The sequence below is a fragment of the Corynebacterium freiburgense genome (genome assembly GCF_030408815.1).
GTDB lineage: Bacteria > Actinomycetota > Actinomycetes > Mycobacteriales > Mycobacteriaceae > Corynebacterium > Corynebacterium freiburgense.
Genome location: NZ_CP047355.1, coordinates 620599 through 647397 on the forward strand (window position 1 = coordinate 620599; position 26799 = coordinate 647397).

25 protein-coding genes are annotated in these 26799 nt (G+C 51.4%); 17 read left to right on the forward strand and 8 right to left on the reverse strand.

Annotated elements, in window-relative coordinates; genetic code table 11:
- Positions 1-9 precede the first annotated feature (9 nt).
- From CFREI_RS02840 to CFREI_RS02865, 6 genes are all read right to left on the reverse strand, one after another.
- Positions 10-207 carry a hypothetical protein gene (locus CFREI_RS02840; protein WP_027012490.1) on the reverse strand — a complete coding sequence of 66 codons (198 nt, stop codon included), beginning with the start codon at positions 205-207 and terminating at the stop codon, positions 10-12.
- 16 nt (positions 208-223) lie between these two features.
- On the reverse strand, positions 224-1045 hold the full coding sequence (locus tag CFREI_RS02845) for a carbohydrate ABC transporter permease (RefSeq protein ID WP_027012491.1): 822 nt from the start codon (positions 1043-1045) through the stop codon (positions 224-226).
- Positions 1042-1995 (reverse strand): carbohydrate ABC transporter permease, encoded by a 954-nt coding sequence (locus CFREI_RS02850; RefSeq protein ID WP_035112069.1) that lies wholly within the window; start codon positions 1993-1995, stop codon positions 1042-1044. The genes CFREI_RS02845 and CFREI_RS02850 overlap by 4 nt, the downstream gene beginning before the upstream one ends.
- Before the next feature lie 96 nt (positions 1996-2091).
- Positions 2092-3360 (reverse strand): ABC transporter substrate-binding protein, encoded by a 1269-nt coding sequence (locus CFREI_RS02855; RefSeq protein WP_027012492.1) that lies wholly within the window; start codon positions 3358-3360, stop codon positions 2092-2094.
- A gap of 150 nt (positions 3361-3510) precedes the next feature.
- Complete coding sequence (locus CFREI_RS02860) at positions 3511-4158, reverse strand: TIGR03089 family protein (RefSeq protein ID WP_027012493.1); 648 nt, start codon at positions 4156-4158, stop codon at positions 3511-3513.
- A gap of 27 nt (positions 4159-4185) precedes the next feature.
- Entirely contained in the window at positions 4186-5781 is a 1596-nt protein-coding gene (locus CFREI_RS02865; RefSeq protein WP_027012494.1) for an LCP family protein, read from the reverse strand.
- Positions 5782-5842: 61 nt separating this feature from the next.
- Between CFREI_RS02865 and rfbD the strand changes: the two genes are divergently transcribed.
- The 4 genes from rfbD (at position 5843) to CFREI_RS02885 (ending at position 9270) form a co-directional block, all read left to right on the forward strand.
- A complete protein-coding gene (gene rfbD, locus CFREI_RS02870) occupies positions 5843-6682 on the forward strand; it encodes a dTDP-4-dehydrorhamnose reductase (protein WP_027012495.1) in 840 nt (279 codons plus the stop codon).
- A 5-nt stretch (positions 6683-6687) separates the two neighbouring features.
- Positions 6688-7563 (forward strand): glycosyltransferase family 2 protein, encoded by an 876-nt coding sequence (locus tag CFREI_RS02875; protein ID WP_027012496.1) that lies wholly within the window; start codon positions 6688-6690, stop codon positions 7561-7563.
- Positions 7564-7592: 29 nt separating this feature from the next.
- Positions 7593-8684, forward strand: coding sequence for a mannose-1-phosphate guanylyltransferase (manB, locus tag CFREI_RS02880; RefSeq protein WP_027012497.1), 1092 nt, complete (start codon positions 7593-7595; stop codon positions 8682-8684).
- A gap of 274 nt (positions 8685-8958) precedes the next feature.
- Positions 8959-9270, forward strand: coding sequence for a WhiB family transcriptional regulator (locus CFREI_RS02885; RefSeq protein WP_027012498.1), 312 nt, complete (start codon positions 8959-8961; stop codon positions 9268-9270).
- A gap of 73 nt (positions 9271-9343) precedes the next feature.
- Here the strand turns inward: CFREI_RS02885 and CFREI_RS02890 are convergent, their stop codons facing one another.
- On the reverse strand, positions 9344-9796 hold the full coding sequence (locus CFREI_RS02890) for a metallopeptidase family protein (protein WP_027012499.1): 453 nt from the start codon (positions 9794-9796) through the stop codon (positions 9344-9346).
- 119 nt (positions 9797-9915) lie between these two features.
- On the opposite strand from CFREI_RS02890, the gene CFREI_RS02895 reads away from it, so the two are divergent.
- The 4 genes from CFREI_RS02895 (at position 9916) to manA (ending at position 14013) form a co-directional block, all read left to right on the forward strand.
- A complete protein-coding gene (locus tag CFREI_RS02895) occupies positions 9916-10362 on the forward strand; it encodes a DUF3499 domain-containing protein (RefSeq protein WP_027012500.1) in 447 nt (148 codons plus the stop codon).
- A gap of 66 nt (positions 10363-10428) precedes the next feature.
- On the forward strand, positions 10429-11805 hold the full coding sequence (locus tag CFREI_RS02900) for a phosphomannomutase/phosphoglucomutase (RefSeq protein WP_027012501.1): 1377 nt from the start codon (positions 10429-10431) through the stop codon (positions 11803-11805).
- A 22-nt stretch (positions 11806-11827) separates the two neighbouring features.
- A complete protein-coding gene (locus CFREI_RS02905; protein WP_035111977.1) occupies positions 11828-12811 on the forward strand; it encodes a hypothetical protein in 984 nt (327 codons plus the stop codon).
- An 11-nt stretch (positions 12812-12822) separates the two neighbouring features.
- Positions 12823-14013, forward strand: coding sequence for a mannose-6-phosphate isomerase, class I (gene manA, locus CFREI_RS02910; RefSeq protein ID WP_027012503.1), 1191 nt, complete (start codon positions 12823-12825; stop codon positions 14011-14013).
- Between the two features lie 60 nt (positions 14014-14073).
- Here manA and CFREI_RS02915 read toward each other — a convergent pair whose 3' ends face one another.
- Positions 14074-15429 (reverse strand): hypothetical protein, encoded by a 1356-nt coding sequence (locus tag CFREI_RS02915; RefSeq protein ID WP_027012504.1) that lies wholly within the window; start codon positions 15427-15429, stop codon positions 14074-14076.
- Positions 15430-15537: 108 nt separating this feature from the next.
- On the opposite strand from CFREI_RS02915, the gene CFREI_RS02920 reads away from it, so the two are divergent.
- From CFREI_RS02920 to secA, 9 genes are all read left to right on the forward strand, one after another.
- Positions 15538-15891, forward strand: coding sequence for a DUF4259 domain-containing protein (locus tag CFREI_RS02920; RefSeq protein ID WP_027012505.1), 354 nt, complete (start codon positions 15538-15540; stop codon positions 15889-15891).
- A gap of 152 nt (positions 15892-16043) precedes the next feature.
- Positions 16044-17483, forward strand: coding sequence for an adenosylhomocysteinase (gene ahcY / locus CFREI_RS02925; RefSeq protein WP_027012506.1), 1440 nt, complete (start codon positions 16044-16046; stop codon positions 17481-17483).
- Entirely contained in the window at positions 17483-18091 is a 609-nt protein-coding gene (locus CFREI_RS02930; protein ID WP_027012507.1) for a dTMP kinase, read from the forward strand. The genes ahcY and CFREI_RS02930 overlap by 1 nt, the downstream gene beginning before the upstream one ends.
- Positions 18092-18109: 18 nt before the next feature.
- Complete coding sequence (gene mtrA / locus CFREI_RS02935; RefSeq protein WP_027012508.1) at positions 18110-18790, forward strand: MtrAB system response regulator MtrA; 681 nt, start codon at positions 18110-18112, stop codon at positions 18788-18790.
- A gap of 10 nt (positions 18791-18800) precedes the next feature.
- On the forward strand, positions 18801-20399 hold the full coding sequence (gene mtrB, locus CFREI_RS02940; RefSeq protein ID WP_276201886.1) for an MtrAB system histidine kinase MtrB: 1599 nt from the start codon (positions 18801-18803) through the stop codon (positions 20397-20399).
- Positions 20396-22087: an MtrAB system accessory lipoprotein LpqB gene (lpqB, locus tag CFREI_RS02945; protein ID WP_027012510.1), complete on the forward strand. Its 1692-nt coding sequence runs from the start codon at positions 20396-20398 to the stop codon at positions 22085-22087. The genes mtrB and lpqB overlap by 4 nt, the downstream gene beginning before the upstream one ends.
- Positions 22084-22695, forward strand: a complete 612-nt coding sequence (locus CFREI_RS02950; RefSeq protein WP_240483204.1) for a ComF family protein — start codon at positions 22084-22086, stop codon at positions 22693-22695. Before lpqB ends, CFREI_RS02950 begins: the two co-directional genes overlap by 4 nt.
- 113 nt (positions 22696-22808) lie before the next feature.
- Complete coding sequence (hpf, locus tag CFREI_RS02955) at positions 22809-23471, forward strand: ribosome hibernation-promoting factor, HPF/YfiA family (protein ID WP_027012512.1); 663 nt, start codon at positions 22809-22811, stop codon at positions 23469-23471.
- 120 nt (positions 23472-23591) lie between these two features.
- Positions 23592-26228, forward strand: coding sequence for a preprotein translocase subunit SecA (secA, locus tag CFREI_RS02960; RefSeq protein ID WP_035111978.1), 2637 nt, complete (start codon positions 23592-23594; stop codon positions 26226-26228).
- Positions 26229-26799: the final 571 nt, after the last annotated feature.

Genomic DNA, 26799 nt, shown 5'->3' on the forward strand with positions numbered 1-26799 from the left:
GGCCTATTTTTAGCTGCTGCGCCAACTAATTATGGTAAGTATCACTAGGATTAGTGCGAGCGCTGCTGGCCAAATTGCGGGTTCTGGGGCAAAAAGATTGAGCACGGCTTGGATTACGGAGACCAAGGCAAAAAAGGAGAGAAATCCGGTGAGGGCATCACGTTGGAGTTTTCTCCTGGTTTCGCGGGTAGGGTCTTCGGGGTCCATGTGAACATACTACCAATTAGGCTTTTACGCCACCGGCTGTGAGCCCGGCAACAATTCTTCGCTGGAAAATAAGGACCATAATGACCAGCGGGATGGTTACCAAAGATCCCGCCGCCATAATAGATGCGTAGGGGAATTCAAATGAGCTCGGGCCTGAGAACCTGGCAATTGCTACAGTAACCGGTTCGGTCGATGTGGAAGAAAGCTGCTTAGCCAGCATGAATTCATTCCAGGTGGCAATAAAAGCCAAGATTGCGGTGGTAAATAAGGCAGGGGCGGCAAGTGGGAGGAGCACAAGCCGGAATGCTTGGCCGCGCGTCGCGCCGTCGACACGCGCCGCTTCTTCTAATTCCCATGGAAGCTGGCGGAAAAACGATACCAATGTGTAAATAGTAAGCGGCAATGCAAAGGAAATATTTGGAATAATCAATGCGCGATAGGTGCCAATCCAGCCGAGATCGCCAAAAAGCTGAAACAGTGGAGTGACTAATGCAATGCCTGGGAACATAGAAGCGCCCAAAACAATACCGGTCACAAAACCCTTGCCGCGGAAATCCAGGCGAGCCAATGCATAGGCGGTAAAGACCCCGACAAGAACTGCAAGGAATGTTGTGAGGGCGCCAACAAGTAGGGAATTTCCGATGGCGCGTAAGAAATTATTGCCTTCGCTGGTGGAGAGGGCGTCGTAAAAGTTTTCTAATGTAACGTGGGTTGGCCAAGGGGTGGTATCGAACGTGTATTTCTTATCCCGTAATGCGGTGATCAGCATCCAATAAAATGGTGCCAAACCCCAAATAAGGATCAGGACAACACCAGCATATGTGCGGACTGTTTTCATCGTGTAGCACCTTCCTTACGGGCGGCGCGGCCAGACACATCAGCGCCAAAGAATCGGATCATAATAAATGCGACTGTAAAGATCAGCAAAAATACCAAAGTGGAAAGCGCGGAAGCTGAATTAAAGTTATTCTGTCGCATATCTTCTACCACGAGTTGTGAAATGGTTGCTGTTGGAGAATTCGAAGAACTGGAAATCATAATGACTGGTAGGTCATACATCCGTAATGCGTCCAAGGTTCGGAATAACACTGCGACCATGAGCGCAGGTTTTACTAATGGCATGGTGATTTTTGTAAAAATCTGCCATCGGGAAGCACCATCAACGCGCGCGGCTTCATAAAGCTCATTCGGGATCATTTGGAGACCAGCCAAAATGAGTAAGGCCATAAAGGGGGTGGTTTTCCAAACGTCAGCAATAATTACCGCAACGCGGGCTGCCCAAGGATCCGTTGTCCAATGGATATGAGTGCCTAATAAGGCATTAACAATTCCCCGATCCGCGAAAATAAACTGCCACAGTTTTGCGGTGACCGCAGTGGGAATGGCCCAAGGAATCAATACGGCGGCTCGTAAAAAAGCACGCCCTTTAAATTCCTTATTCATGACCATTGCCATCCACATGCCAAGGATCGTCTCCAATGCCACGGTCACAATGGCAAAAAACAATGTAATGCGGACCGCTGGCCAGAAATCCGTGGCCAGCACTCCGGGAGGGCACGTGCCAATGGTGCCATCGGCACCCATACATCGTTGTGAAAGCCAATACCAATAGTGTTCAATTCCTGCGAAACCACCTTCAATAAAAATGCCGGTTTCCGGATCGAGGCGTTTATCCGCTTGGAAGGACAGCCAGATAGCGCGCAAAATTGGATAGCCAATAACTACCGAAAGCACCGCTAGGGTCGGAGTAATTAAGAGAATGACTGCGCGCGTGGGTTTTTTGGTCACAGTGTTCCTCACAATTGGTGTCAGTTTAGGTTGTGTGCAAAAACAAAAGCAGAGAGGGGAGAGCGTTCAATGCTCTCCCCTCTTAGTAATATTTCATTACTTTGCGGCGTTGGAAATAGCTGCTTTCATATCTGCTGCAGCATCATCGACGCTTTTATCGGTGGTTAATGCAGCATAGGCATTATCTTGAATGGCCTTAGAAATAGCTGGGTAGAAGGGGCTCACAGGGCGTGGAGCGGCGTTTTCCAAGGATTCTTTGAGCGCTGGCAGGTATGGGTACTTATCAACCAAGCTTTGGTCTTCATAAATCGATGCCAATACTGGCGGGAATGAAGCATCAGCGAAGGAAGTTTGGTTTTCCTCATTGATAATGAAGGTAATAAAGTCCCGAGCAGTGGCCTTGTGCTTGGAATTTACGTTAATTCCATTGTTGTAGCCACCAAGTGTGGAAACACCAACACCGTCTTTGCCTACTAGTGGCTGAACTTCGAATTTACCTGCAACGGCGGAGTTTGATTCCCCAGCATTATCAAACATATATGGCCAGTTAATGGCGTAGGCAGTTTCCCCACCAACAAATGCATTATTGGTTTCTTCTTCGGTAGCGCCCGTAGAAGACTTGGAAATCACACCTTGCTTATAGGCATCCACCATGGCTTGCATACCTTCTTTAGCCTCTGGGGAGTCCACAGCAGGAGTCTTACCGTCTGATTCAACAACGTGACCACCCCAACCTTCAATAAAGCCAACGGTGTTTACCGCAAGGCCTTCATATTGTTTGAGTTGGAGGGTGAGGCATTCCTTTTCTTCAGGGAGATCCTTGCAGGAATCAGCCAGTTCTGTGAAATTATTTGGCTTATTTGGTGCAAGTTCTGTATTGCGGAATAGCAATTGGCCATTGGTGTTTTGCGGAACTGCATAAAGGGTGCCGTTATAGGTTGCGGATTCCACAGTTGGTTGGAGAAGCTTGGAGGTGTCTACCTCAAGATCACCAGTGAGTGGAGCAAGCCATTGATTGGCGGCAAAGTCCGCAGTCCAAATTATGTCCAAAGCCATGACGTCATAGTCTGTGCTCTTTGCTTGGAGGGATTGGACGAGGGTTTCACGTTGGTCGTCTGATTCACCGGCGAGTTCCTTGAGCGTTACTTGCTCGTCGGGGTGTTCGGAGTTCCACTTTTCGATGATCGGCTTGAGCTTATCGGTGTCGTTTTTACCCATTGCGAATGTAATGGGTCCACGTGCGCCCGAAGCCTCGTCGGCGGCTTGGGAGCTGCTGCCTGTGGTACTGCCGGTGTCGGAGCTACATCCGACAAAGAGGGCGGCGGAGGCAAGCAGTGAAATAGTTGCCGCTGCAATGCGCTTCATAGGGATACTTCCTTCTCGTTTGGTTTTTCTGACGCAATCGACAGAAGAAATTCACGTCCCCCCTAATGTAGTAACCCGAATCACTCATATGGTTACTATGTGGGCTATTTAACCCAACTCGGGGGTAAATTGCGCAATCCTTTTTGGGTGCTAAGAATGCAATGGCAGGGTGACTCGCTCAGCCTTTGCAATGGCTGCAAGGCGCGTGGCGTCGGCAAGCCCAGTTACAATCACTGTAGAACCGCCAGCGGCAAGCGGTTCCAGCACCTGAGCTGCAAAACTTTGTGCATCGGTCCATCCTGTTGCGAGGGTGCGAACCTTTGCCGGCAGGGATGTGGGGACTATATCTGGAAGGGCCGGCGTGGGGGCATCAAATACATCACCATAAAGACGAACAGTGGGGCCGAAATCAATAATTCCGGGTGGAACCTCCCCACCCGTTTCTGCAATGCCGCGGCCAAATGGATCGTCGCTTACAAGCGCAATCCATCCTTCTAAATCAGCCAGGCGATCGGGGGCAGTGAAAAGCACGTCACCCTCGCCCGAGAATTTCGGTTCAATGCCTGCCGCTAATGCACCCAGCACTAAAACTACAGTTTGCCATCCGGCAGGAAGATCTATTCGAATGCTTTCGCCAGGGCTAAGATCAAACTCTTCTACCAGCATATTTGCCACTTTGGCAGCCCAGTTATCCAGCGTGATTGCGGAAAAATCAAGGCGGGCACCAGTAGTTTCGTTATACACAGTAAGTCTAGGCGTGGTGGCTTGGGCGTCTAATAGATGACGTAGCAGTTCCATGCGGCCTAGCGTATGCGAAGAAGTACCCTAGTTCACACAACGGGGGCCGTCGCCGCCAGCATTAAACTTTGGTGAGGCGCTTTCTTCATCTACTGGTGAACCAGGTTGCCCAACAGAAGTTTGCTGCGAGCTGGTTTCTTGCGTGGTTTCCTGGGAAGAAGGTCCGCGATAATCTGTGTGCACTACAACCGCGAGTTCACCGGGCTCTAAGGATGGAGAAACGCCGATCGGGACATCACCAAGGAGCTTCGCAAGTTCGCGGGCGGCAGGGTCATTGGCATTGGCTGAGAGTACTCGGGAATCGGTGTATAAACCTTCAGGGGCGTTGGTTACTTCCACAATGTTGTAGCCCAATTCGGTGAGATGATTGCCTACTCGGGCGCCTTCGCCGGAAACACCACCGGCATTTAATACATAGATATTGGCACTATGTTGTGGTTTTGCTGGGTCTTCAGGTGCCGGAGTTTCAGAAGAGCTAGGCGGGGTGTTACCCATTTCAGCGCGCTGATCTTTTGGTTTGAGCAATTGCTCAAAGAAGGTGTGCACTTGTTTGGTATCCACCGTGACTACGGATTCGCCATAATCGCCCACACCGTCGATACTGGTAACGGGGATGGTTTCAAAGTGCACATTGCCGCCCGCAAGGTTTTGGAGCTGCAAACCAAATTGGGTGATATCCCAATTTTCATCGATAGTGACGCTTCGGCCGACGGCGGTAGAAAGCTCATTTAGCTTGCCTGGGGAGGATAATGTGCCAGAAGAAAGGACTTTATTGACCAATGAAGCCATAAATACCTGCTGGCGCACAATGCGGTCAAGGTCTCCGCGAGGAAGTCCGTGTCGCTGGCGCACAAAGGATAGCGCATCGGGGCCATTTAGGGTTTGGCGTCCAGCGGGGAAATCGGCACCGGAGAATTCATCGTACGTGGCATCGTTGAGGCAGACGTCGACGCCGCCGACGGCGTCGGTAAGCAATACAAATCCCAGGAGGCCAACTTCAGCGTAATGGTCAACGGTTACACCAGTGAGGTCGGAAACAGCCTCGCTTAATGCGCGGCGCCCGGCGTCTTTTGCTTGGTTTTCACGAGTTGCTTCATTGCTTACGCCGTCTTCGATTAATTCCCCAAGGCGCTTGGCCTTATGGTTTCCATACACGCCATTAATCTTCATATTGCCAAATTCATCGTCGCGAATATAAGTATCACGAGGAATAGAAATGGCTGTAGCAGAGGTGCCGTCATTGGGCACGCGAATCAGCATAATAGTGTCAGTATTATCATTCGGTTCATCACCAGCGCGAAGCATAGCGATTTCGTCTGGAGTGAGAGCATTGCCTTGGGCATCAGAGCGGGAATCGGAACCCACAAGAAGGATATCTGTAGCACCATCTTTTGCTTGGCCAGGTCGGCTGCCTTCACCGTCGCCAAGACCTAGATTGCCAGTACCGGATACGGTTTGGCTTAATGCCCCAACCAGGAAATACCCCATTCCGGAAAACACAAGGACCAACGTGGACATCAATGCCAGGAGTACACGTACGGCGCGTGGGCCTGCTTGCCGGAATGCCGCGGGTGCTGATGGTGCGGCCTGGATGTCGCGGACGGTACGGTACCGGTCGGTCACTGAGAAACTCCCAAAGTTACGATGGTCCTTGTTTTTATTTCTAATTCAAGGAGTCTAAGCCATGAGGGTTGCGGTGGTGGGTGGAGGCGGCCAAGTTGCCGCCGCGTTACGTCTCACACAACCTCCAGATGCTCAAGTCCATTACCTTACGCGGACTGAACTTGATATTACGGATCCGACTGCTGTCGCCGCACATCCGGCGCTGGATGTAGACGTAATTATCAATGCAGCAGCCTACACGGCGGTTGATCAGGCGGAGGAAAATCAAGGCCAAGCAATGGCCATTAATGGACATGCACCACGTTACCTAGCTCAACGTGGACCCTACATTGTGCAACTGAGCACAGATTATGTATTTGGTGGGAATTTTCAACATCCACTGCGTATCGACGACCCGACCGCACCGGCTTCTGTATATGGCGCAACAAAACTGGTCGGTGAGCAAGCGGTACTCACTACAGCATCGCACGCCGCAGTTATTCGTACCGCTTGGGTATATAGCGGGCGGACATTGCCAATGCATTCGTGTTTTGTATCCACCATGCTGGAATTAGCTGCACAGCAACGTGATATCCAGGTGGTGAATGATCAGATCGGGAGCCCAACCTATGCCATCGATCTAGCACGTGGACTCTGGGATGTGGTTGTACAACAGCCGGAGGGAATTCTTCACGCGGTGGGGGAGGGGCAAGCTTCCTGGTGGGATGTGGCGCGAGAGGTTTTTGAATGTGCCGGGGCTGATCCGTCCAGGGTCTTGCCATGTGCTTCTGAGCAATTTCCCAGGCCAGCCCCACGGCCTGCTTGGTCTGTGCTCGATACTTCATCATGGAAGGCTGCGGGTTTCCAGCCCTTACCTGCGTGGCAAACGGGTGTAGCACGTGCGACTACGGCTAGAATCTAGTGGCTGTGAACACTCCAATAGCCGTTATTACCGTAACGTACTCGCCTGGCAAGTACCTCAAAGATTTTTTAGAGTCCGTACCACACGCCACTCATAGGCCGACACATATTGTTATGGCAGATAATGGCTCTACAGATGGTATCCCGGAAGCAGCAGCCAGGGATACCATCGAATTCCTGCCTACCGGTGGAAATATTGGGTATGGAAGTGCTATCAATGTCGCGGCGCGCGCATTGGCGGGGCGTCGAAACGCGGGCGAAATAGACACCGAATTCTTTGTGGTCAGTAACCCAGATGTCGTGTTTGATCCCGGTGCCATTGACGCAATGATTGAGTGTGCACACCGTCACCCGCAAGCTGCGGCAATTGGGCCTTATATCCGTGAACCTGATGGGTCAGCATATCCCTCTGCACGCGCTGTACCAACACTTCGTAATGGTATTGGGCATGCACTTTTTGGCACTATTTGGCCAAATAATCCATGGTCCAAGTCCTATAAAGATAATGCAGATATGACCCGTGAACGGCCAGCTGGATGGCTTTCAGGTTCATGTTTATTGCTTCGCTGGGATGCGTTTGACGCCATTGGCGGATTTGATGAACGCTACTTTATGTATATGGAAGATGTGGATCTGGGGGACCGCTTTAGTCGCGCCGGATATAGCAATATCTTTTGTCCTTCCGCGCAGATTATGCATGCAAAAGGCCATGCTGCGGGCGAACACCCGGAAATTATGCTGCCAGCGCACCACGATAGCGCATACCGGTTCCAGGCTGACCGGCATCCAGGAATCTGGCAAGCTCCATTACGCGCCGCGCTGTGGCTTGGTTTGCGAGTCCGCGCTGCCGTAGTTGTGGGAGCTACGAAAATTCGAAAGTGAACTTAGAGTTGAAAGGTAACCACCTAGCGATGAATGAAATCACATCAGTGGCGAGCAATACAGATGCCGTTATTCTCGTCGGTGGAAAGGGGACTCGTCTACGCCCCCTTACGGTATCCACACCTAAGCCCATGTTGCCCACCGCTGGTGTGCCTTTTCTTTCACACCTCTTGGCTCGTATTAAGGCAGCCGGGATTACTCACGTGGTGTTAGGAACATCGTTTAAAGCTGAGGTTTTTGAGGAGTATTTCGGGGACGGTTCGAAATTTGGCCTTGAAATCGAATATGTGGTGGAGGAGGAAGCCCTCGGTACCGGCGGTGGAATCAGAAACGTGTTCGATATGCTTCGGCATGACACCGTAATGGTATTTAATGGGGATGTGCTTGGTGGCACGGATCTCACGGCGATCTTAGAAACGCATGTTTCTAAGGAAGCGGATGTAACCATGCATCTTGTTCGAGTACCAGACCCACGTGCATTTGGTTGTGTGCCAACGGATAGGGAGGGGCGGGTACAAGCGTTCTTGGAAAAAACTGAAGATCCTCCCACTGATCAGATTAATGCTGGATGTTATGTATTCCGCCGCGAACTCATCGAATGTATCCCTGCAGGTAGGGCGGTAAGTGTAGAGCGCGAAACCTTTCCTAAGTTCCTGGAGGAAGGGCGCCGAGTTTATGGTCATGTAGACCATGCATATTGGCGCGATATGGGGACGCCTAATGATTTTGTTCGCGGCTCTTCTGACCTAGTTCGAGGCATTGCGTATTCGCCACTTTTAGTGGGACAGACGGGCGAAAGCATTGTTGATGAAACCGCGGGTGTGAAGGATGGTGTGCTGCTTCTTGGTGGCACAGTTGTGGGCCGAGGAACCGAAATTGGAGCTGGATGTCGGCTCGATGCCACCGTGGTATTTGACGGTGTAACAATTGAACCTGGTGCGGTGATTGAGAATTCGATTATTGCTTCTGGCGTTCGTATTGGGGCCAATGCACGTATTGCCGATTGCGTAATTGGGGAGGGTGCGCATATTGGTGCACGGTGCGAATTAGGCAAAGGCATGCGGGTGTGGCCGGGGGTAATTATCCCAGATAATGGGATTCGCTTCTCATCCGATGCTTAAAGGGGCCTGTGTGTAGTGGTGGTGGTACATATTGTTATTTAAGCCCCTGAGGCACTATATGTAGTACCCCCGCTGTTTACCCCCTCTATTGTCATTATGTGGCGCAAGTGACTGTTGGTGAAGAAGTGAAACAGAAATACCTTGAAAATCACACATCTTTTACGGCGGGTTGACGATCGCATCGGAAGCAATGTGTAATCACAACTGTTCATCTTCACGCCGTTTATTTAGTGCGGCATGGAAATTAATCAACGGAGAAACTGAGGAGCATAGCGTGGAAGATTTCGCTAGCGACGCAACTCTCCGCGACGCCACGGGCAGTGTGGATAGCTCGGCCCTTACTTTGGACGAGTTGTTTGGCTTTGTGGAGCAGGAGTGGCAGGAACAAGCACTCTGCGCTCAGACTGACCCAGAAGCATTCTTCCCAGAAAAGGGGGGATCCACTCGCGAAGCAAAACGTATCTGCCAAGCATGTGCTGTGCGGGACGAATGCCTAGAGTACGCACTGGAACATGACGAGCGTTTCGGTATATGGGGCGGCCTTTCTGAACGAGAACGCCGTCGCCTTAAGCGTCAGATAGGTTAATGTCTAACCCTGTAATTAGTAGTTAGTTTTGGCCCCGGTTACTTTCTAGCGGTAATCGGGGCCAAAACATGTATTACCAATGATACGAGGGATCAATATCTTGTGGGGATATATTTAAATGGTTCGCCACCAAGGCAGTAAGTGCAGTGTGAATAAGATTGCGGCGCTCTTCAAGTGTGCGGCTGCGTTGCTCAATTGGGGTTCGAAATAACACAATGCGCGGTCTGGTTGGTACGCCCCGAGTATTGATTCCAGCGGGAATAACGCGGCCAAGAGGGACGGGGCCATCTGCAAATACTTCGTCGCTTAAGAATTGCACACCGTGTAGCCGCATTCGAGGAACCAGGTCAATAGCAATATCTAAGTTGGCTAAAGCCTGTGTATAGCGTTGCTGTAACGGAGCGTATGCATCAAGGACCAGGGCGTCGAAACGCTCACTTCGTGTGCGGTATCGCGGAATGGAACGTGGAAACAGTGGGCCACGCACCCCGCGCCCATGGCGATCCCTGGAACTTGTTTTCCGCATAATCCAATACTCTATTCATCTCAGCCTAAGAAACCAGTTGGGCACGCCGGAATTAATTCTGGTGGGAAACGGGGTGGCGGGCTACCTAAAGTTCTGCTTTAGGTCTAGACTCTGCTTTTGTGAGCAATTTCCGACGCTGTTCCCGCCCCGGCTGCGGCAAACCTGCTGTAGCCACCCTCACCTATGCATATTCCGAATCCACTGCAGTTGTGGGGCCATTAGCCCCAAACAGTGAACCTCATAGTTGGGATCTTTGCGAAGCCCACGCCGCAAGCATTACCGCTCCACTTGGTTGGGAAATGCTGCGAGTTGACGATATTGAGCATGATGATGCCGACGATGATCTCACCGCCCTCGCAAAGGCTGTCCGCGAGGCAGGGCGTAATGCCAGCGGACTCATCCTGCAGGAATTCGATGAACACCACGGAAACCCAACCTCACGAGTGCGCAGACAAGAACGTTCCGCACGGAAAACCACTGGTACAAATCACCCAGTGCACCGGCCGAAAACACCTCCGATTCATCGGAAAGGCCACCTTTTTGTCGTACCCAACACCGAAGACTAAGGCACGCTCAAACACTCGTGCGTAGAATGCACAGGTAGTGCTTTTCGCTTACCCAAGGAGTGCTCTATGCGAACCCGTGAATCCGTTGAAGCTGTAATTAAGGCCTATGATGTTCGCGGAATAGTAGGTAATGGTTTCGACGCAGAATTCATGCGAGACACAGGTGCGGCATTTGGGCGGCTCATGCGCACCGAGGGAGCAGGCGTGATTGTGGTCGGACACGATATGCGTGATAGTTCCCCAGAGCTGTCCGCTGCGTTTGCCTCAGGTGCAGCCTCACAAGGGCTTGATGTTATTGCCCTAGGTCTGACCTCAACTGATGAACTCTATTATGCGTCAGGTGTATTAGAGTGCCCCGGCGCTATGTTTACCGCGAGCCATAACCCTGCCGAATATAACGGTATAAAAATGTGCCGAGCAGGCGCGCGACCAGTCGGGCAAGAATCTGGACTCAAAACAATTATCGACGATTTAGTAAACGGCGTCCCACTCTGGGATGGGCGCACCGGCACAATAGAAGACCGCGACGTACTACAAAGCTATGGCGAATTTCTCCGTGGGTTGGTAGACCTACGCAATATCCGGCCCTTAAAGGTTGCTGTAGATGCTGGCAATGGTATGGGTGGATTGACCGTTCCGGCGGTATTACAGGGGCTACCAATAGCGATCGAGCCGCTCTATTTTGAGCTTGATGGGAATTTTCCAAACCATGAAGCTAATCCGCTGGAACCTAAAAACCTTGTAGATCTACAACAGTTTGTAGTCGAAACCGGGGCAGATATCGGGCTAGCGTTCGATGGCGATGCTGACCGCTGTTTTGTGGTTGATGAAACCGGGGCACCAGTAAGTCCATCGGCGATTTGTGCGATTGTGGCAGAGCGCTATTTAGCGCAGTATCCCGGTGCAACGATTATTCATAATCTCATTACTTCAAAATTTGTCCCCGAAACAATCATTGCTCACGGCGGGACAGCTGTACGCACCCGCGTTGGGCACTCTTTTATTAAGGCACAAATGGCCGAAACTGGGGCAGTATTCGGTGGTGAACATTCTGCGCATTACTATTTCACCGAATTTTTTAATGCTGATTCCGGCATGCTTGCTGCAATGCATGTCCTCGCGGCGTTGGGTGGGCAGGAGCAGCCGCTTTCGAAACTTATGGAGCGCTACAGCCCATACGTGGCATCTGGAGAAATTAACTCTCGGCTTGCGTCCGCACAAGCTCAAGCTGAGCGCACCCAAGCCGTGCTTGATGCATTTGCTCACCGTACGGAACATGTGGACCACTTAGATGGTGTCACTGTCGAGCTGGTTGGTACACCAGCATGGTTTAATGTGCGCGCATCCAATACTGAACCATTACTCAGGCTAAATGTTGAGGCTCCCTCTCAGGATGAAGTGGATTCATTGGTAGCCGAAATCTTGGCGATTATTCGGGCTTGATTTTTCACTAGTGTGGGACGGTATGGACCTCTCCTACTCGGATGGCTCACGTTACGATCCGGAAATTGTGCGGTTTTTCGACGTCGCGCACACCGGTGCTCATGTTCGGGCACTGGCGCAATACATCGAGGCAGGTGAACTCGCTGACCTTGAAGGCATGATGGCCCGCAGCGTTATTCTACTTTCTGAAAGTGCCGAAGATGCTGCGGTAGCACGGCTAGTGCTCAGCACTCTTCAATCTCCATGCCCAGTGGTAGTTACAGCCGAACTGCCCCTCTACACTGGCCCTTTGGATATCCTACTGGTGGCCACTGATGGTTCCTTGCGTGTAGAAGAACGTGCAACAGCTGCTATGAGTGAAGCTATGCGCCGAGGGGCGAGAACTATTTTGGTCCAAGGGTCGAGTTATTTGCGCGACGAAAGCCCGGCACCTTATATTCCGGTACCGCCAACCGCAGGGCCAGAGCAGAATCCAATTCGGTTAGCATACGCACTATTCGCAATACTGCAATCGCTTGCCTTTGATAAGCACCTGGTAGCAGAAGAACTCGAACGAGTTGCCAATGCCATCGATGAAGATCTTTTGGCCTTAAGTCCCGAGCGTGACACCGATATGAATCCAGCCAGGCAACTTCGTACAGCGGTTGCCGACGCCTGTGTAATACATACCTCAACTCCAGAATTTCAGGCCGCAGCCGAAGTTATTGCCCGAGTATGGCAGCGTAATGGAATACCGTGCTTTGCCGCCGACGCTACCGTAATGGAATCCGTGAGTGAACGAGTTCCTGATAGCGGCGATCTATTCCATGATCCATTCTTGGACTCAGAAGGCTCGATGCTACGCTTAAAGGTTGTTATGTGGGGTGTTGACCATGCCCCTTCGGTTGCATTTGCTACCGCGACCTACGCGCAACACTGCCCAGATACTCAATTAGGTCGCTTGGCGACGGCCGCTCGACTCATTGTTCGTGCCCTAGCCGCAGCCGTTTTCGAACTTCATGAATAGGACGGAACTTCGTGGAATTGCTCTCTGGCGTTATTCGCGCCTACCCTTGGGGCTCTCGCACAGCAATCGCAAAATTACGAGGTGAACAGCCAAGTGCCTCACCTGAAGCAGAACTTTGGTTTGGTGCCCATCCAGGAGGATCCTCGCTACTCAATGGCAAACCACTTATTGATTGCATTGCCGAAGACCCAGAAAGCATGTTGGGGCCGCGAGTACTAAAGCAATACGGTGAAAATCTACCTTTTTTGCTGAAAATACTCGCGGCGAATGAGCCGTTAAGTCTTCAAGCACACCCATCGCGTGAACAAGCAATCGAAGGATTTGCTCGGGAAAACCAAGCGGGTATTGCGATCCAGGACCCGACGCGAAACTACAAAGACGATAACCATAAACCGGAACTTATTGTTGCCCTTACGGAATTTGAGGCGATGGCTGGATTCCGGCCTCTTGCAGAAACCGCAATATTATTCGATGCGCTAGCCTGCCCGGAGTTGGAACGCTACCGCACGATGCTTATCGGTGCCCCAGCGGACGAGGAAGCTAACCTACGTGCGCTATTTACCACCTGGATCACTATCCCGACAGCTGCACGAAACGAACTTATTGGGGCGTTAGTAGATAAAGCACGGGCGCATATTGCTGGCACCTCTGAGCATGGCTGGATTGAGGAAGCATGTAAAAACCTTATTGAAATTGCGAATATTTATCCTGGAGACGTTGGGGTTTTAGGTGCATTATTACTTAATAAACTCACACTGCAACCTGGTGAAGCAATATACTTAGACGCTGGCCAATTACATGCATATGTGCGTGGTATGGGTGTAGAGATAATGGCTAATTGTGACAATGTTTTACGTGGTGGTTTAACTTCAAAATACGTTGATGTTCCAGAGTTAGTAAAAGTACTTAAATTCCAAAGCTTACGAAATATTAAACTCCAAACAGAAATTAAACACGGATGGGTGCATTATCCAGTACCAACTGATGAATTTACACTGGCATCGGCTCAATTGGTGGCTGGAGAAGAAAAAGCTCTTGAAATCCAAGGCCCCACAATTTTACTTTGTACCAGCGGGAAACTTGTAATCGAAGATAAGATCCTTATGCCGACAGAGGCTTTATGGGTGCCGGCTCAATGGAATAAGAGTGTTTCTATACAAGGTATAGAGCCATCAAATCAAGTATTTGTCGCCAGTGTGTAGATACGTAAAAATACCCGGCAAGGAACTCCTTGCCGGGTATTTTATATCCACCAATAAAAATTAGATAGTTTCTGGTGTAAACGGTTCTTGGGGTTCTTCTTCCCTTCGTGCACGTTCTTTATCTTCTTTTTGTTTTCGAGTATCTTTCTCGTCCGTTGACTCTGAACTAGATTCCTCGCTCTTTGATTTTTCCTTGTCTGTGGATTTCTCTTCAGCTTTGTCTGAGGGTTTTGATGGAATTATATGCTCTAGAAGTGCGAATAATCCGGTAGGTGCGGGTTTAGGCTGTGCCACGAACACCGCAGCATCTTCATCCTCAATAATGACCTCATGCTCAACTGTTTCCGAAGGACTCGGCTCCGGTTGGTCTGGTTGGGCAGGGGGTTCTTGAGCATCTGATGTTGCAGGCGGTTGTTCTGTAGGCGATGGCACCTCAGGCTGCTCGGTAACCTCCGGAGGCCCTGGTGGCAATTCTGGAGGTGCCGGTGGCAGCTGTGGTGGAGCAGGGTTCTCCGTTGTGGTCGGAGCTGGACTTGGCTCTTCAGTTGGACTTGGTGCCGGAGGTTCAGGTATTGGACCTGGCCGAGGAGGTGTAGGCCGTGGAATTGGTTCCGGTGCAGGTGGCGTTGGCTCGGGCTCTGTCGGGCTTGGAGCAGGTGGCTCTGATGGCTCAGGGCTTGGTTCAGTAGTCGGCTCCGGAGGCCTTGGTAGATCCGGTTTAGGTAGATCTGGTTTTGGTAGATCTGGCTTCGGAGTTTCCGAAGTGGGTGTTTCAGTACTTGGAGGTTCCGGAGTAGGTGTCTCGGTGCTTGGCGGCTCTGGGGCAGGCGGGGGCGCCGGTGCAGGAGGCTGTGGTTGCGGAGCTTCCGTAGTTACCGGGGGATTGTCTGGGGTGGGAGCAGGTCGTGGGTCTTCAGGTTGCTGTGGAACATCAGGACGTGAAGGAGCTGATGTTTGTTGAGGTGCAACAGTATTTGGAATGACCTGCTGTGGTGGATTGTTTTGAGCGGTCGGCTCGGGGCGCACCGCTGTGCTTGGCTTGCTTGATGTAGTTGAAACAACAGTCATTGCTGTTGTGGTACTCACATTATCTGGTTGTGGACGGTACAAACGTGTTGGTGTGTTTGCCGTCCCGGTAGAAATGTGCGCATTGGGGGCTAGAAAAGGATCGCCGCGAAGGGCGGCAATAATCGGAGGCAAATCTGTTATGGACGGTGCTGAAGGCATCGTCGAAGCTGGTACAGGTGCTGAGAAGTAGGAGAGTTGGGATTGAGAGGAAGATGTGGTGTGCTGCATGCCAGCCACAGTTTCTCGTGGCGTGGCCTCAGAAAACTTCCACACAAGAATGCCTATAACCGCTGCGGCAAAGCACCCCGCAGCGACGAAGGCAAGAAAGCTTTGGGTCTCCGCTTTCAACGGCGACTCTCCTCAACTACATTGACAGGTAACAAGCTGGTAACAGCGCTGAGACTAGCACGGCCAGCGAATCGACCTCAATACCTTTCATCAAAGTAGGGGAATGCCATGGGTGCCTGGGATATGAAAATCTTCGCAGAAGACGTCAATGTTGAGTTTTTGGATGAGCTTTCAGGCTTGGACAATGAAGACATCGTCGAGGCAATCGAAGATGCTTGCAAATTAGTATTGGGCGGGACCAATGTTTCCGCAGATGATGAGCGAAATGGTTTGTGTGCTGCGACCATTGCTGCGATTTGGGCTGGTGCTCCGTATTCTGCGGGTGATGTTGTAGATGAATACCCGTTTATTCGCGAACTCTCAGGTTACGGTGGTGAGGAACTGAATGCCGCTGCTGCTGAAGTGCTGGAACAGTCAGATGTCGAAGATGACCTTGATGTCTATTTGGAGGCGCTTAATTGACCGCCATCCATAAAGTGTGACTTAGCTAACATTGTGATTTTGGTCGCATGGTAGTCACAGCTTTCACTCCTTACCCACTTCCTTAGAAATCTGTTGGAATCGCTACAGTGGTGGAGGAATGTTTTCTCAACGCCTCAGGAGCACACTTACACATGTTTAAGGTCGCTGATCTCACACTGGCCGAGGCTGGCCGACATCAGATTCGTCTTGCGGAATATGAAATGCCAGGCCTTATGGAGTTGCGTCGCGAGTATGCGGAAGAGCAACCATTGCGCGGGGCCCGTATTGCTGGTTCTATCCATATGACTGTGCAAACCGCTGTGCTTATTGAAACGCTGACTGCTTTGGGTGCTCAAGTGCGCTGGGCGTCGTGCAATATTTTTTCCACTCAGGATGAGGCTGCGGCTGCTGTTGTAGTTGGCTCCGGGACTCCGGAAGACCCTCAAGGTGTGCCCGTATTTGCGTGGAAGGGTGAGACCCTCGACGAATATTGGTGGTGCCTCGACCAAATTTTTGATTGGGGTAGTGATGAGCAAGGCAATGAAATCCTGCCCAATATGATCCTTGATGATGGTGGTGACGCCACGATGGCCGTAATTCGCGGAACTGAATTTGAGGCTGCAGGTCTTGTGCCACCAGAATCCGAGGGAGATTCCGATGAGTACATCGCTTTCCTGGGCATGTTGCGTGCATCCTTGGAACGAGATGCTTCGCGGTGGACACGAATCGGAAAAGCAGTCAAAGGTGTAACCGAGGAAACCACAACAGGTGTGCATCGTTTGTATCATTTCGCTGAGCAGGGAGTATTGCCATTCCCTGCAATGAATGTCAATGATGCTGTTACCAAATCCAAGTTCGATAATAAGTATGGGACGCGGCATTCCTTGATTGACGGGATTAACCGTGCCACCGATATGCTTATGGGCGGAAAGAACGTCTTGATCTGCGGATATGGTGATGTGGGTAAAGGTTGTGCAGAGGCGATGGCTGGCCAGGGGGCCCGCGTAAAGGTCACCGAGGCTGACCCGATTAATGCGCTACAGGCTCTGATGGATGGTTTCCCTGTAGTTACCGTGGATCAAGCCATCGAGGACGCCGATATTGTGATTACCGCGACGGGCAATTTAGGCATTATTTCCTTTGACCACATGCTCAAGATGAAGGATCATGCGGTGTTGGGCAATATCGGCCACTTTGATAACGAGATTGATATGCATTCGCTCAATCACCGAGATGATGTTTCCCGGGTAAATATTAAACCCCAGGTGGATGAATTTACTCTCCCGAATGGGCGCTCGATTATCGTGCTCTCCGAAGGGCGTTTGCTTAACCTTGGCAATGCCACGGGACACCCCAGTTTTGTGATGTCTACCTCATTTGCTGACCAAACCATTGCACAGATTGAGTTGTTCTGTAACGGCGAAAAGTACCGTAATGAGGTGTATCGCCTTCCAAAGATTCTCGATGAAAAGGTTGCCCGCATACATGTCGAAGCTTTGGGCGGAACGCTCACTGAGCTTACAAAAGAACAGGCTGAGTATATTGGCGTGGATGTCGCTGGCCCCTATAAGCCGGAGCACTACCGCTACTAATGATTATTGCAATTGAAGGCATCGATGGCGCAGGTAAGAACACGCTGGTCAGCGCCTTACAGCAGCGTATCGACGCCCACGTTATAGCGTTTCCGCGTTACGCTGACTCAATCCATGCGCAATTGGCGGCCAGAGCGCTGCATGGGCAGATGGGTGACCTTACAGATAGCGTTTATGGAATGGCAACTATGTTTGCATTGGATCGATTCGGCGCTAAAGACGAATTGTGCTCAGCAAATAGCGTATTGCTATTAGATCGTTATGTTGCCTCAAATGCCGCATATTCGGCAGCCCGTTTGAACGATGATTCGGTGATTGATTGGGTCTACGAACTCGAGTTTACGACCCTTGGATTACCGTTGCCTGATCTTCAAGTGCTTTTGGATACGCCGGTCTCCGTTGCAGGTGAGCGTGCTAAACTGCGCGCCGGGCAGGATGCGTCGCGGCGTCGTGACGCATATGAGTTGGATAATGGATTGCAGGCTCGAACAGCTGATGCATACCGTCGTTTGGCTAAGCGTCAGTGGGCTTCAGATTGGCTTATTGCCCCGCATAATGCCGACGCGGGGGACGTAGCAGAGGTGATCCTCCACCGTTTTGGAATGTAGTGTGCAACTATAGGAGCCATGAACGCTACCATTCTTGTCGTCGATGATGACCCTGCAATCTCCGAAATGCTCTCTATAATTTTGGAGTCAGAAGGTTTTAATATTGTCGCGGTAATGGACGGGGCGGAAGCTGTGGCAACCGCTGAACGGGTTCAGCCAGACCTTATCTTGCTGGACCTTATGCTTCCTGGAATGAACGGCATCGATATTTGCCGCACGATCCGGCAGACTTCCAGCGTGCCAATTGTCATGCTTACCGCCAAGACCGATACCGTCGATGTAGTACTTGGTTTAGAATCTGGTGCTGATGATTACGTAAACAAACCATTTAAACCAAAGGAGCTCGTTGCTCGTATTCGCGCCCGGCTGCGTCGCACTGAAGATAGTCCTGCGGAAGTCATTGAAATCGGCGACCTTACGGTAGATGTGCCCGGACATGTGGTCACTCGTGGTGGGGAAGAGATCCAACTCACTCCGCTGGAGTTTGATTTATTATTAGAACTTGCAAGTAAGCCTAGGCAGGTATTTACTCGGGAGGAGTTATTGGAAAAAGTGTGGGGTTACCGTCACGCCTCTGATACTCGTTTGGTCAATGTGCATGTGCAGCGCTTACGCGCCAAAATTGAAAAGGATCCGGAAAATCCGCAAATTATCCTTACGGTGCGTGGAGTGGGCTATAAGACAGGATTTGGTGAATAGTAGGTAGATCGTGGTTGCCGATGTTCGGCGGAAGTTTTTCCTGCTCCGCCACCAAGCAGTAGAGTTATGGCGCACTTCGCTACAAGTGCGTGTCATTGGCTCAATTTTGGCCGCTAGCGTCTTGGTAGTGGCCGTGCTTGGCCTTTTTATGGTGAATGTTGTTGCGCAGCGTTTAGTTGATGCCAAGCTTGAAATCGCTAGCTCTGAAATCGACCGCGCCCGCATTGCAGTAGAACAACAGATCGCAGCCACCGACACCTCGAACTCACTCCAAACCCGAGTAAATTCAGCTCGTGCATCATTGGCCAACCGTAATGGTGCCGCCGCTGACCCGTCTACAGTTTTTGAACCCGTACTCCTTGTGGATGATGGTTCCAATATCACCTCCCCAGAGGGGTATCAAATACCAAAACAACTCCGACACTTTGTTAGTGAAGGGCAAGTGTCCTTCCAGTTCGCCACAATTAATCGGGTTGATGGTGACCCATATAAGGCACTTATTGTGGGTTCCCCTACGGATTCTGATATTCCCGGTTTACAGGTGTACCTTGTAATGCCGCTGGAAGCCGAAGAATCCACGCTAGCACTAATGCGTGGTCTCCTTTCCGCAGGTGGGATTGTCTTAGTTGTGCTTATTGTGGGTATTGCTTGGTTACTTACCCAACAAGTCACCGCACCAGTGCGTTCTGCTAGCCGTATTGCGCAGCGTTTTTCGGCTGGGCATTTACGTGAACGCATGGTGGTGGAAGGCGAAGATGAAATGGCCCGCCTTGCGGTCAGCTTTAACACTATGGCGGAGAACCTTTCCAAGCAGATTCACCAACTGGAGGAATATGGGAATCTGCAACGGCAATTTACTTCCGATGTGTCCCATGAGCTACGTACCCCGCTAACTACGGTGCGTATGGCTGCGGATATGATTGCTGATAATTCAGATTCATTGGACCCGTATACACAACGGGCAAGCCAGCTAATGGTTCGTGAATTGGACCGATTCGAATCTCTGCTTAATGATCTATTGGAAATTTCCCGGCATGATGCTGGCGTGGCGGATCTTTCTGAAAGCCAAACGGACATTAAGACATGCGTAGCCGCCGCCTGGAAACAAGTGCATCACCTAGCTGAAAAACTCGGCGTTACGGTTACATTCCGGCAACCAGAAGGTCCAGTGCCTGTAACTGTTGATTCCCGGCGCATTGAGCGTATCCTCCGCAACCTTTTGGCAAATGCTATCGACCACAGTGAAGGGAATCCCGTAGAAGTAGATGTGGTGGCCACTGAAGACGCCGTGGGCATTGCCGTAACAGATCATGGTGTTGGTTTGAAACCTGGCCAAGAAGAGCTGGTATTTAATCGTTTCTGGCGTGCTGACCCCGCCCGTGTCCGGCATTCCGGTGGCACTGGGTTGGGGTTGGCAATCGCCCACGAAGACGCACTACTTCACGGTGGAACTCTCGACGCCGTGGGCGAACCAGGTCGCGGTTCCAGATTCCGGCTCACCCTGCCACGGGAACCGAAACAGCCCTATAAGGAAAGCCCAATTCCACTGGAATTACCAGCACCGATCGATAAAACTCAAAGCACACCGTCCAAGGAGGTTAGTGTATGAGGCTGCTCGCCATAATCAGTGCGGCAGCATTGCTGGCATCCTGCACTACGGTGCCGGGGGAATCCTCCCCTCAAGTGTTGCGATCATTTACAGCCGCACCAACAAGTACCGCAGCTACTGGCCCAGTTGCTGGGAGAGAACCGGACCTTTTATTGCGCGATTTTTTTGCTGCCTCGGCGGTTCCAACACAGCGGCATCAAGGGGCCCGCGCATTTTTAACTAAGCAGATGGCGGATGAATGGGATGACCAATCCACCACAATGATCTTGGATCGCATTGATTTAAATGCAAAGCCAGGGGCTTCTCAAGATGCTATTTCCTATGTGGTTCGCGGCACTGTTGTGGGGGCGCTTGGTCCAGGTGGGGTATACCGTCCCGACCACGGCGACTATGAAACCGTTATTGAGCTCAATAGAGAAGAAGGTGAATGGCGTATTTCCGGACTTCCTGCCGGCGTAATTATGGAGCGCGCCGAAATGCGGAAAAACTATCAGCCATATCACCTATTTTTCTTTGATCCAACGGAGAAATTCTTGGTTCGAGATCGCCGCTGGGTGTACAACGGACAGGCGAGTCTAGATACCGCGCTTATCTCATTATTGATGGAAGGACCGCAAGGGCCATTGGCCCAAGGTGTGGTTACAAAAGCGCCAAAGGATGCGGCATTTGCCGGAAAACACGAAGGAAAATACACATTTACTGGGCTGAGTGATTTGGATGAACAAGACCGCCATCAATTCCATGCACAACTAACGTGGACACTCGCTTCAGCGGGTGTCAATGCTCCATATCAGGTCACAATCGACGGTTCGAATGTTCCCGAACTCAATGTCGATGATGTGGCGGAATTTAATCCGAATGCTGCCGCTGGTGCGGTGGTGCCGCTCTATGCGCTGAGTAGTGGTTCACTGTATACGGTTGATGCTTCCCGCGCGGTTCCGGTAAATGGGAAGTTTGGGTCTTCCGGTTCAATTGAGTCAGCGGATGTGTCTGCAGCGGGCGGGGTTACAGCAGCGGTTATCGCCCGTGGGGAAGGTGAGAATCGCCGTTCTAAACTTGAATTATCGCGTCAAGGTGGTGGAAGTACAGAGGCATTAGAAGCTCGGTCTCTCACTCGGCCAACCTTCGAACATGATGGTGCTGCCCTGTGGACAGTGTCTGATGGAAAGCAGGTGATTCGCGTTGCGCGCTCTACCACCACTGGTGAGGTCGCAAAAGTAGAGGTTGACACTTCGGAGTTTGATCAAGCCGAAGATCCTATTAGCGTTTTGCGACTTTCTCGCTCGGGTGTCCGTGTTGCTGCAATTATGGGAGGCCGTGTCTATGTGGGGACCGTGGTCCGGCCTAGTGCAGGTGAGCGAAAAATAGTCGATGTGATTGAGGTCGCGCCCACACTTGGTGACACCGCCCTCACCCTTGATTGGCAGCAGGACGACTCATTATTGGTTGGTACCGCGAGTTCTGATGCTCCGGTCTGGCGTATCGAGGTTGATGGTTCAGCATTATCTTCACTTCCGGCAGGCAATGTTACTGCGCCAGTGGTTGCAATTGCGGCCAGCGCAAACACAATTTACATCACGGATTCCCGTGCGGTACTTAGGCTTCCTACCTCTGCTGAAGGTTCTGCATTTTGGCGAGAAGTACCAGCGCTACAAGGCACCCGAGCCGCACCGGTTGTGGCTAATTGATTGAATTATTACTGCCGCAATCTTGCGCCGGTTGTGGTGCTGCTGGTTCGCGGCTATGTGCGGAATGTCGAACAAAACTACGCCAACTACCAATGCGCGTATCGACGCCCGTTGATCCACTCGCTCCAGTATGGGCTCTGGCGCCATATTCCGGCGTGCACAGACAAGTAATTTTGGCAATGAAAGAACGCGGGAGAACAGATATCCGTAAGGAAATTGGGGCAGTAATTCAAGCGGCAATTCATTACCTTATCGCCCGAGGCGAGCTGCCCCGAGACTTAGTTTTAGTGCCTGCACCTACGCGGCGTCGAAACGCACGATTGCGCGGCGGAGACCCCGTAACGCACATTTGCAATGCCACGAATTTTCCGGTGCTCGCGTGTCTAGAACATGGGAGCAATGTGCGGGATTCTGTGGGACTTACACCCGCCCAGCGAAGAGCGAATCTAGCCCACGGAATCAACTTGCGACCAGTGCGGAAAATTCCCCAAAAAGTCCTCCTTATCGATGATGTTGTTACTACGGGGGCAACGGGGGAAGCCTCAGCATCTGTGCTGCGTAGCGCGGGTGTGCAGGTCACGGGTGTGTTGGTTGTATGTTCGGCATAACTCGTGGCGCGATGGTTATGACCAGATGTATTCTGAAGGTGCAGTTCACCGTTGGATGTTCTGAGTAATCCCACTCACAACATGCGGTGGCCGATACCGGGAGGTAAGAGCACGTGACCAGACCTGCTGAAAGCAACGTTCTGCGCCCCGAAACTCAGGTGAGTATCACCGGACGAAACGTGGAAGTTCCTGAGCATTTCGCTGAGCGAGTGCAAAAGAAACTTGCCAAGATCGAGCATCTCGATCCAACCCTCACTTTTTTCCATGTTGAGCTTCAGCATGAGCCAAATCCGCGCCGTGCTGATGAAAGCGATAAGATCCAAATCACAGCAACCGGTAAGGGGCATATTGCCCGCGCCGAGGCCAAAGAAGATAGTTTCTATGCTGCATTGGAAACTGCGCTCGCTCGCATGGAACGCTCCTTACGGAAAGTGAAGGCTCGCCGGAAGATCAGCCGCTCAGGGCACCGCGCACCAATGAGCACAGGTGAATTAGCGGCTGAGTTAGTCACTGAGGTTGCCCCCAAGGTAGAGGCCAAAGGCCAATACGATGAGGACCCCTATGCAGACGCCGTTAGCGATGCAATGCCTGGCCAAATCGTCCGTACGAAGGAACACCCTGCAACTCCAATGAGCGTAGATGATGCGTTGAGTGAAATGGAGCTTGTGGGCCACGATTTCTACCTATTTGTAAATGAAGAAACGGGCCGTCCATCTGTGGTGTATCGTCGTCACGCCTTTGATTATGGCCTCATTAGCCTCGCTACCGAAGCTTAAGGCCTACCTCATTCCTGCAACCCGCCTCCTTATGGAGGCGGGTTCGCTGCATTCTTAGCGACAGAGTAGAATAGCCGGGACTGTTGATAAAACCCTCAATTTTTGTAAGGACTTTTGCCCGTGTTTGGACTGTCCAAAATCCTGCGACTTGGTGAAGGCCGCGCCATCAAACGTCTCCAGCGCATCGCCGATGCTGTTTTGGATCTGGAATCCCAGTACTCAGGGATGAGCGATACGCAGCTAAAAAACCAGACGGAGGAATTCAAGGAACGTCTGGCTCACGGCGAAGACCTAGACGATATTCTGCTGGAAGCCTTTGCCGTTGCCCGCGAAGCATCGTGGCGTGTACTTGGCCAAAAACACTATCCAGTACAGATTATGGGTGGTGCTGCTCTCCACTTTGGCAATGTTGCTGAGATGCGCACCGGTGAAGGTAAAACCCTGACCTGTGTACTCCCTGCATACCTCAACGCTCTGGAAGGCAAAGGCGTACACGTAGTTACTGTTAATGACTACCTGGCCAAGCGCGACGCCGAATGGATGGGTCGTGTACACCGTTTCTTGGGGCTAACCACCGATGTGATCCTTTCTGAAATGACCCCGGATATGCGACGCCGCGCATATAACGCCGACATCACCTATGGCACCAATAATGAATTTGGGTTCGATTACCTGCGCGACAATATGGCACGTTCAATCGACGAACTGGTGCAACGCGACCACAATTACGCCATCGTCGACGAAGTGGACTCTATTCTTATCGACGAAGCGCGTACCCCACTGATTATCTCCGGCCCCGCCGATGGTTCATCCGAATGGTACTCAGCATTCGCAATGATTGTGCCACGCATGACCCGTGATCTCCACTACGAAATCGATGAGCGTAAACGCACTATCGGCGTCAAAGAAAAAGGCGTGGAATATGTGGAGGATCAACTTGGCATAGATAATCTTTATGCGCCAGAACACTCACAGCTTGTGAGTTACCTGAACAACGCGATTAAAGCTAAAGAGCTGTTTTCCCGCGATAAAGACTATATTGTGCGCAATGGCGAAGTAATGATCGTTGACGAATTCACTGGCCGCGTTCTTCCTGGTCGCCGCTATAACGATGGCATGCACCAAGCTATCGAAGCGAAGGAAGGGGTGGAAATTAAAAACGAAAACCAGACACTGGCCACCATTACTTTGCAAAACTACTTCCGTCTGTACAAAAAACTCGCAGGTATGACCGGTACAGCCGAAACCGAAGCTTCCGAGCTGCACCAAATTTACAAACTTGATGTTGTGCCGATTCCAACTAATCGGCCAAACCAACGCGAAGACCTTACAGACTTGGTTTACAAAACCGAAGAAGCAAAATTCGCAGCCGTTGCCGACGATATCGCTGAGCGCTCCGCAGCTGGCCAACCAATCCTGGTAGGCACCACGTCTGTAGAACGCTCGGAGTATCTTTCCCAGCTCTTGCAGCGTCGTGGCATTAAGCATCACGTACTCAACGCCAAATACCACGACAAAGAAGCTGAAATCGTGGCGCAAGCCGGCTTGCCTGGGGCAGTGACTGTAGCCACCAATATGGCTGGTCGCGGTACCGACATCGTGCTTGGCGGAAACCCAGACATCCTTGCTGACCTTAACCTGCGTGCAAAAGGCCTCGACCCAGTGGAAACCCCTGAGGAGTACGAAGCAGCCTGGGATGAAGAAATCACCAAAATGAAAAAACGTTCCGCCGAACTTGCCGAAAAAGTTCGAGAGGCAGGTGGACTCTATGTGCTTGGCACGGAACGCCATGAATCACGCCGTATTGATAACCAGCTTCGTGGACGTTCTGGACGCCAAGGTGACCCAGGAACAACCCGTTTCTACCTTTCTATGCGCGACGAAATCATGGTCCGCTTCTCCGGTCAATCAATGGAAAATATGATGAATCGTCTGAATGTTCCAGACGATGTGCCGATTGAAGCAAAGATGGTCTCCAACGCCATTAAAGGTGCTCAAACCTCGGTGGAAAATCAGAACTTTGAAATGCGCAAAAATGTTCTGAAATATGACGAGGTAATGAACGAGCAGCGCAAGGTAATCTACCGGGAGCGACGCGAAATTCTTGATGGTCGCGACGTTGGCGAGCAAGTAAAAAACATGATCGATGAAACCATCGATGCATATATCGCAGGCGCAACAGAAACTGGTTATGTAGAAGACTGGGATTTGGATACCCTGTGGAACGCCCTCGAAGGCCTGTACGGGCCTTCTATGACCTGGCAAGACCTACTGAATGGCTCGGAATACGGCAGTCCTGGAGAACTCAGCGCAGACGACCTCCATGATGCCCTCACCAAAGACGCACACGAGCAATACGAAGCTCTTGAATCACAAGTTGCACTCATTGGTGGCGATAGCCAAATGCGAGCAATCGAGCGCATGGTAATCCTTAACGTGGTCGACCAAAAATGGCGCGAGCACCTTTACGAGATGGAATATCTCAAAGAAGGCATTGGTCTCCGTGCCATGGCACAGCGAGATCCACTGGTGGAATATCAAAAAGAAGGCGGTGACATGTTCAACGCCATGAAAGACGGCATCAAAGAAGAAACCGTTCGGGAACTCTTCTTGCTACGCAAACAATTCCTCACTCAAATGGAAGCTGCTGGCACTGCAGACGTGAATAATGACGGAAAAGTAGATGCTGAAGATCTAGGCAACGTGCGCCCACGCAACCCACGCGACCTACGATTCAGCGGCCCGGCCGAGGTATAACTACCAAACACACAAGCACCCTTGCCTTCCAACCTAAATAACCCTAAATAACAAAGCGTTGGATGGGAGGGTGCTTTGTGCTCTACCTTAGATTTCTTACACGCTGGCCAGCGCGTAATTTGGCGAGGCTGTGATGGGGAATTCCAAGGTGGGGTGTTGGTTTGGACGCGCCTGACGGGCTGGTCTTTAGGTGACTGGGCTTGTTTTATATGAGGGCTTCGGGCGGGTTGGCTGGTTTTCGGGGTGAGTTGGCTGGTTTTCCAGTGGTTTGGCTGGTTTCCTGGGGTTGGGCTGGTTTCCTGGGCCTTCGAGCCGCTTTCCCTGCGGTTTGATAGGCGCACCCTATCAAACTAGTGATGTTTTTATCCCGATTGTCGCAGATTCCATAAAAACAGCCGGAAAAATGGAATCTGTGACAGCCTCCGAATAGCAGCTCAGCCAGCGCCCAGCCAGCGCCCAAAAAGAACACCCAGCCCTAAGCAAATCCCAGCCCACCACAAGCACACAACCAAACCACCGGCCACAAAACTCACATTAATCACAGGGTGTCACAAGCCTCAGCCCCAAAGCC

What these genes read in the sequence shown, in the direction of transcription:
- CFREI_RS02860 (WP_027012493.1), bottom strand. Translation starts at nt 4,158, where the DNA reads ATGGAACTGCTACGTCATCTATTAGACGCCCAAGCCACCACGCCTAGA.
- CFREI_RS02890 (WP_027012499.1), bottom strand. Translation starts at nt 9,796, where the DNA reads ATGCGGAAAACAAGTTCCAGGGATCGCCATGGGCGCGGGGTGCGTGGC.
- CFREI_RS02905 (WP_035111977.1), top strand. Translation starts at nt 11,828, where the DNA reads ATGGACCTCTCCTACTCGGATGGCTCACGTTACGATCCGGAAATTGTG.
- CFREI_RS02840 (WP_027012490.1), bottom strand. Translation starts at nt 207, where the DNA reads ATGGACCCCGAAGACCCTACCCGCGAAACCAGGAGAAAACTCCAACGT.
- ahcY (WP_027012506.1), top strand. Translation starts at nt 16,044, where the DNA reads ATGTTTAAGGTCGCTGATCTCACACTGGCCGAGGCTGGCCGACATCAG.
- manB (WP_027012497.1), top strand. Translation starts at nt 7,593, where the DNA reads ATGAATGAAATCACATCAGTGGCGAGCAATACAGATGCCGTTATTCTC.
- CFREI_RS02930 (WP_027012507.1), top strand. Translation starts at nt 17,483, where the DNA reads ATGATTATTGCAATTGAAGGCATCGATGGCGCAGGTAAGAACACGCTG.
- CFREI_RS02920 (WP_027012505.1), top strand. Translation starts at nt 15,538, where the DNA reads ATGGGTGCCTGGGATATGAAAATCTTCGCAGAAGACGTCAATGTTGAG.
- CFREI_RS02845 (WP_027012491.1), bottom strand. Translation starts at nt 1,045, where the DNA reads ATGAAAACAGTCCGCACATATGCTGGTGTTGTCCTGATCCTTATTTGG.
- mtrA (WP_027012508.1), top strand. Translation starts at nt 18,110, where the DNA reads ATGAACGCTACCATTCTTGTCGTCGATGATGACCCTGCAATCTCCGAA.
- CFREI_RS02855 (WP_027012492.1), bottom strand. Translation starts at nt 3,360, where the DNA reads ATGAAGCGCATTGCAGCGGCAACTATTTCACTGCTTGCCTCCGCCGCC.
- CFREI_RS02900 (WP_027012501.1), top strand. Translation starts at nt 10,429, where the DNA reads ATGCGAACCCGTGAATCCGTTGAAGCTGTAATTAAGGCCTATGATGTT.
- rfbD (WP_027012495.1), top strand. Translation starts at nt 5,843, where the DNA reads ATGAGGGTTGCGGTGGTGGGTGGAGGCGGCCAAGTTGCCGCCGCGTTA.
- lpqB (WP_027012510.1), top strand. Translation starts at nt 20,396, where the DNA reads ATGAGGCTGCTCGCCATAATCAGTGCGGCAGCATTGCTGGCATCCTGC.